6 protein-coding genes are annotated in these 6,686 nt (G+C 39.1%); 3 read left to right on the top strand and 3 right to left on the bottom strand.

From position 1 onward, the window contains the following. Positions 1 to 106: 106 nt before the first annotated feature. From HLH16_RS12685 to HLH16_RS12675, 3 genes are all read right to left on the bottom strand, one after another. Positions 107 to 607: a hypothetical protein gene (locus tag HLH16_RS12685; protein ID WP_171529590.1), complete on the bottom strand. Its 501-nt coding sequence runs from the start codon at positions 605 to 607 to the stop codon at positions 107 to 109. A gap of 3 nt (positions 608 to 610) precedes the next feature. After that, on the bottom strand, positions 611 to 928 hold the full coding sequence (locus tag HLH16_RS12680; protein WP_171529589.1) for a hypothetical protein: 318 nt from the start codon (positions 926 to 928) through the stop codon (positions 611 to 613). A gap of 314 nt (positions 929 to 1,242) precedes the next feature. Continuing rightward, on the bottom strand, positions 1,243 to 2,355 hold the full coding sequence (locus HLH16_RS12675) for an endonuclease/exonuclease/phosphatase family protein (protein ID WP_171529588.1): 1,113 nt from the start codon (positions 2,353 to 2,355) through the stop codon (positions 1,243 to 1,245). A gap of 187 nt (positions 2,356 to 2,542) precedes the next feature. On the opposite strand from HLH16_RS12675, the gene asd reads away from it, so the two are divergent. From asd to fimV, 3 genes are all read left to right on the top strand, one after another. Further along, the gene (gene asd / locus HLH16_RS12670; protein WP_171529587.1) at positions 2,543 to 3,661 is read left to right on the top strand and encodes an aspartate-semialdehyde dehydrogenase; all 1,119 of its coding nucleotides are present in this window, start codon (positions 2,543 to 2,545) and stop codon (positions 3,659 to 3,661) included. Between the two features lie 143 nt (positions 3,662 to 3,804). Further along, positions 3,805 to 5,262: a type IV pilus assembly protein FimV gene (locus HLH16_RS12665; protein ID WP_171529586.1), complete on the top strand. Its 1,458-nt coding sequence runs from the start codon at positions 3,805 to 3,807 to the stop codon at positions 5,260 to 5,262. A gap of 70 nt (positions 5,263 to 5,332) precedes the next feature. Continuing rightward, positions 5,333 to 6,679, top strand: coding sequence for a T4P machinery localization factor FimV (fimV, locus tag HLH16_RS12660; protein ID WP_171529585.1), 1,347 nt, complete (start codon positions 5,333 to 5,335; stop codon positions 6,677 to 6,679). Positions 6,680 to 6,686 lie beyond the last annotated feature (7 nt).

The following is a 6,686-nucleotide window of genomic DNA, read 5'->3' as shown; positions in this document are numbered from 1 at the left end:
AGGATCAGAAAGCTTGTTTGAATCGATGTATTTCATCCGCAGATTATGCACGAATGCTAAGAAATCTTGGGTACGAATATTAACCAAAAGAAGATCATTTTTTGATTTATGAAAGAAGTTTAATGACTAAAAAATTATAGTGCATATGGTCATTACAACGATTTCGAATAGATTCATACGGAAATTTGGACAATTCTTTTTGAATAGGTTGAAGTAAACTAGTTGAAATATATTGTCTGATCTCTCTGTATTCAGGAATTTTTTCTTTCCCAGATAACCAATTCTGAATTTTAACAACAACAAATTTATCGATTTCAAATTCTCTTTTTAAATATAAATTTACATACACATTAATTAAAGAAATGTCATAAAATTTACGTAGTAATGCATATGCATCATTCACCCGACCATTTTCGATTAAAACTAAAATGGACTCTAATGTTCCTTTCATAGCTTCATAAATATAGGTATCAAAATTAAATAAAGCTTTAGTACCTAAGGGTAAGAAATTCGTTACTGTAAAAGACAAACTATCATAAAAATCAACATACTCTTGTAACTGTTCTAAAATTTCATGACTATCATTTTGAGATCGTTTTTTAATCATAAATCACCCCTTCCATACCCTAAACCTTGCCATGAGCCAAATGAGCAACGGCCAGAAAATGGTGTTGATGATATCGTGCAGACTGGCTCCAATATGCCACATTCCATAATTGATTAAATCATCATGGGCATCAAACAGCTCTGCAGTAACCGCAACAATCAGCACAGCCCCAATTGCCCATTTCGATTTCAATTGACGATAGTGAAAAAAAGCCACAATAAAGAATAACGCTAGCCCTGCATAAATATGTAAAGCATCACGTGATAATTCAGTAAAATTAGTGATATAAATTTTAAGTTCTTGAAATTTGGATAAATACATAGCTAAATTTTATTTTTAAGATCTTCTATAAAAGCATAACCCGAGTTCTGCATCCTGCAAAACTCGAGTATATAAGGTTGTGCTTTTCAAATCATATTTTTATTATATTCGTGCTATCCATTGCTGCATCATATCCATGATGACTTACCATCAGCCCAACATCGTCTTCCATAATGGGATTTTCCTTTCCCCACTCCTTGGCTGATGAGTCTAGATTAAACAGAAATGGAAAAAAGAACTATTCGCAATTAGCCTAAATCAATGTAAGCCATTTCGTACACTTTTCCTTTAATTGCCTTGGAGGTACTTTCGGGTCATTTTTTATAGTCCTGTGCAATTTCATCAGTCACTAATTTTTCTTCTTTTTCTGCTTTTTCAATGCCTTCCTGAATCGCTTCGTGTGCTTCCTGTTCATCTGCATCGGTTTGTTCCAACTCATCTTGGACTTGCTCAAAAACACGACTGGTTTGCAAGACTACATATACAGGAAAATGATCCGATCCAATATGAGGTAAACGCTGCATTTTTACCAAAGCAAAATCGGTACTATGAAAGATATGATCCAGTGACCAGCGCAACAATGGATAATCTGCATGAAAAGTATTGACGAAATGTCGCCCTACTCGTGGGTCTAACAGTCCGCTAATCCGCTGAAATAACCGTGTTGTGCGTGACCATGCCACATCATTCAAATCTCCCATCACAATACAGCTTTCATCCAAATCTTTAATTTGATCCCCGACAATTAAAAGTTCAGCATCTCGGAGGGTGGAATCTTTAGCTTCGGTTGGGCTTGGCGGTTTAGGGTGCAAGCAATAGAGTTGTACAGATTGGCCTGAAGGTAAAATCACCGTGGTATGAATAGAAGGAATTTCATCACTTAAAATGAATTTGACTTCGGTATCTTTCAACTCAAGACGGCTATACAGATGCATGCCATACAAATTATCCAACGGTACCGGCACACGATATGGATAATCTTTTTCAATCACTGCAAGTGCATTTTGCCAGGTCTGATCTGATTCTAATGTTAAGATCAAATCAGGTTGATGTTTTTGAATCTGTTCAATCAACAAGTGGTATTTATCATTTGTAGTCAATACATTGCAAACAATCAAAGAGATTTGCTTCTCTGGATTGAGCTGATTCTTGCGAACTTTTTTGACCTGCTTTTTCCAGACAAAAGTATAAGGCAGCACCATTTTCAGTTGATAAGCCAATGCCGCAATCAACGCAATCAAGATAATTTGACGCCATAAATCCCAGGGCTGATCCCAGACCAATAACAGGACAAAAGCAATCAGTCCCAAAACTAAAATTTGCAAACGTGGAAAATCAGCACCTCGAATCCACCATTCATCTCGTGGAATCAATGACCAAAATGTCAGCCATATGACAAAAACTGAAATTAACTCCACCCAAATCATAAGCATCTGCTCTTTGATAGCTTCTAGTTTTTCTATGATGAAATAACTTTATCAATTTTGTATGTAACATAAACAAGATATTTCGCTCAATAATATTGATGTTTTCATTGTGTAGTACTTGCAGTTGCGGTCGCTTTTGATACACTCAAGCCCCCTTTTATTTTTTTACGCACCGAGGCAAAGTGACATGAAAGTAGGTCTGGTCGGTTGGCGCGGGATGGTTGGTTCTGTCCTCATGCAACGTATGGTTGAAGAGAATGATTTTGCTCATTTTGAGCCATTCTATTTTTCTACCAGTAATGCTGGTGGTGAAGCCCCTGCGTTTGGTGGTAAGACTGCCCCAGCACTTATGGATGCATCAGACATTAGCAGTCTGAAGCAAATGGATGTCATTATTACCTGCCAAGGTGGTGACTACACTTCTGAAGTTTTCCCGAAACTCAAAGCGGAAAACTGGAACGGTTACTGGATTGATGCGGCATCTACCCTGCGCATGGATGATGAAGCCATCATCGTGCTTGATCCAGTCAACATGAACGTGATTAAAGATGGTTTAGTCAAAGGTACTAAAACATTTGTGGGCGGTAACTGTACCGTTTCATTGATGTTGATGAGCATGGGCGCGCTTTACCAAAACAATCTGGTCGAGTGGATGACTGCCATGACGTATCAGGCCGCATCAGGTGCAGGCGCACAAAACATGCGTGAGCTGATTACAGGTATGGGTTATTTATATAACAATACCAAAGACCTGTTAGATGACCCACGTTCACCAATTCTAGACATCGACTCTAAAATTGCATCTTTGCAACGTGGCGAAGGCTTCCCTGCTGCCAACTTCGGTGTGCCTTTAGCCGGCTCTTTGATTCCATATATCGACAAACAGCTCGACAATGGTCAATCAAAAGAAGAGTGGAAAGCGCAAGTTGAAACCAACAAGATTCTAGGCAACCAACAAATCGTGCCGATTGATGGTCACTGTGTTCGTATTGGTGCAATGCGTTGTCACTCTCAAGCTTTAACTTTAAAGCTTAAGAAAGACGTACCTTTGGATGAGATTGAAGATATGATTCGTCAATCTAACCCATGGGCGAAAGTCGTTCCAAATACTCGTGAAGCATCCATGACTGACCTGACTCCTGTAGCCGTTACCGGTACATTGTCTGTTCCTGTAGGTCGTTTACGTAAACTGAATATGGGTAAAGAATACCTGGGCGCGTTCACTGTCGGTGACCAGTTGCTTTGGGGCGCTGCAGAGCCTTTACGCCGTATGCTTCGCATCTTAATTGAATATAAAAATGCTTAATTTCCAAAGTTAAGAAAATAAAAAGTCGGTCACAATTGATCGGCTTTTTTTATGTATCCTTTATGTTACTATTTTACAATACTTCAACATCTCGTTAATCTACAACTTTCGCAATGCGATACAAGACCGAGCTAAAAATTAAGATGACCGCATATAACAAATTAAAGATTGCCATTTTAGCCATTATCGCTTCACAACCCATTCATGCGATTACTATTGATCCTATTCAAATCCAGTCTGCACCGGGCGAATTACTCTATGCAGAAATGAATTTCCGCCAAGCGGATCCTAATTCACAAATACAAGCCAGCTTGGCCAGTACAGCAGACATCTCCACTTTAGGCGTTGCCCATCAACCCCCTGGACATCTTAATTTTTTTACCCGTCGTGATGGCTCGGGTAATGGCGTGATTACCATTACCTCTTCACGCCCTTTAACCGAAGCTGAACTGAACATTATTATTAAAATTCAGGAAGGCAACTCGACTCGGTTACAACATATTAAAACACCGCTACAACGTAGTCCTGCAAAAACTCAGGCGCGAGTTTTAGGCAATGAAAAACCTTTAACGCCTATCACCATTGTCAGTGAAAAAGATATTGCCTTGCACTTGCCTGAAAGCACTCAATATCAGGTTGCAAAAGCACAACCGGCGGCATATCAATCTTTTGAAGCTCCATTAATGGTACAAAAAGCAGCGCCACCCCGCTTAAATGCCATAACTCCGACACCTGTGGTCATCTCATCAATGAGTATGCCGTCAGCACAAGCCAATAAAACCACGGCAGCTGAAGTAAAAACATCCACACCAGAACAAATCACGACAAAAAATCAGATCAAAGACAATTCTCTTACGTCGAATAAAATGACGTCCAATACAAGTTTTTCTGCAGACCCATTAGTGAAAAAATATGCAGAATCACCGACTCAAAAAGTAGCCGAAAATAAAATAGCGAATAAACCAGCTGAACAAGCGACTGCAAAAACCAAACCGGAAGTGCCTGCACCTACTCCTAAGCAACCCAAACAACAAAATGAGCCTGTAGCTACCGCACAAACCACTAAGCATGTGGTGCAATCTAATGAATCGCTTTGGGCGATCGCGTCACGGGTCGCAACTGAGCAAAACCGTCCGATCGGCGAGGTCATGAAACAGATCAAAGCGAACAATGAACACGCCTTTATTCAGGGTGATGTGAATCGCTTACGTCGTGGTGCAGCATTGAATTTAAACACCACCAATAGTCCAAAAGAAGATAAAAAAGTCAGTGTTTCGAATGTAGCAAAAACACCGTCTAACCAATCGGGTAAAGCCAAATACCGCCTAAATCAAGCGGAGATGAGTCTGGTTGCAGAGAAAGAACAAGATTCAGCCAGCGGTTCTGCTAAAAAGAACACAGAAAAAAACCAAACATCGAACGAGTTGTCATTAAAAGTTATGACATCGCGTAAAAAAACCGTTAAATTACAGAGAAACGTAACACAGTTAGAATTGGCATTGCGTCACAAGGATCACAGAATTCAGTTATTAAATACTCGTCTTGCTCAATTGCAACAACAATTGAAAGCACAACAAGTAGAGAAGAAGCCAACACACTAAGGTGTTATACAATTTGATTTTTTTGGATGAGTTTCATTGATAACAACTCAATCCTGCAAGGGGTAACAACATGCTGCTTTATGTGATTCCGTTTATATTATTATTAGTGATCGCAATTGTATTAAAAAAGCGTGACACAAATAAACAAGCAGAGCAAACGTCCACATCTAAGGCGAAAGCTAAAAAAGGAAGCTCGGCAAAAAAGACCCCGCAAAAAACTCAAATTGTGAAAAATACGGTTATTGAGAAGAAAAAAACCACTCCTTTATCTGCTGATGTACGCAATAAAATTGAAGCTTTAATCCGTGAGCGTAACTTTTTCTCTGCTGAAGCACAGATTAACCAGGCATTAAACAAAGACAATTCTCAGCATGAATTGTATTTACTGTTGCTGGATATTCACATCTTGCAAAAAGATGAGTTTGCAATAAAACAACTTATTAGCCATCTTCGTTCATTAGAGCTTGATGAGATTTTAGAACAAGCACTTGCTAAAAAAGCAGCCCATGACAAAGAAGCAGAAAGTTCTAAAGATACCATTGAGTTTAAACTAGAATCTTCAGTTCCGGCACCTACTCATACAGTACCGACTGAACAAAAAAATACTGCTGATTTTGATGCATTAATGAATACTGCTGCACCCTCTGCGACAGCATCTCATCAATCTTTCGATCAATTACAGCAAGAATCACTTTCAACTAAAACCGAAGCGGTTGAAGAAATTCAGCCCCTAGATTTCAATACCTTTTCTTTTGATCAAGCTCCTGTAGAACCTCCAAAAGTAGAAGTACCTACCTCTACTGTTGAAGAAATAAAACCTTTAGACTTCAGCACACTCTCTTTAGATCCGAGTCCTGCAGCAGTCACTCCTAAGCAAGAAGTGACTCCAGTAACAGAAGAAATCAAACCTTTAGATTTCTCTTTTAGTTTAGATACTCCTGCAGCAGAGCAAACAACGACAACAGCTGATGCAAAGATTATTGATGAACCTGTTGTTAATGAGAAAGCTGAATTTAATTTTGATTTCTCACCTACAGAAACTGTTACACCGACTGAAGCAAAAATTGCAGTTGAAGAAACCAAGCTAAGTCTAGATTTAGACTTTAATTTAGAACCAGCAACGACAACTGAACAACAGCCTGTAGAACCCACTCCAGCAAAAGCTTCAGGTGTGAGTTTTGATATTAGCAATATCAGCTCATCTGCATCTAAAGCAGATCAAAATGATCCGCTGGTTCAATCTTTCCCTGAACTGATTGAAGTCAATGAAATCAGCCTGAATTTAGATCTTGCACAGCAATATATTCAATTGGGTGCTTTTGAATCGGCACGTGAATTATTAGCAGAGCAAGAAACTGACTATACTGCTGAACAACGTCAACAAGCCGATCAGTTACGCAATCAGATAGCTTCTTAAGTTATTT

Origin of the sequence: Acinetobacter sp. ANC 5378 (genome assembly GCF_013004315.1) — a bacterium.
Taxonomy (GTDB): Bacteria; Pseudomonadota; Gammaproteobacteria; order Pseudomonadales; family Moraxellaceae; genus Acinetobacter.
Note: the sequence above shows the minus strand (reverse complement) of the source record. Positions and strands in the feature narration are given on the sequence as shown.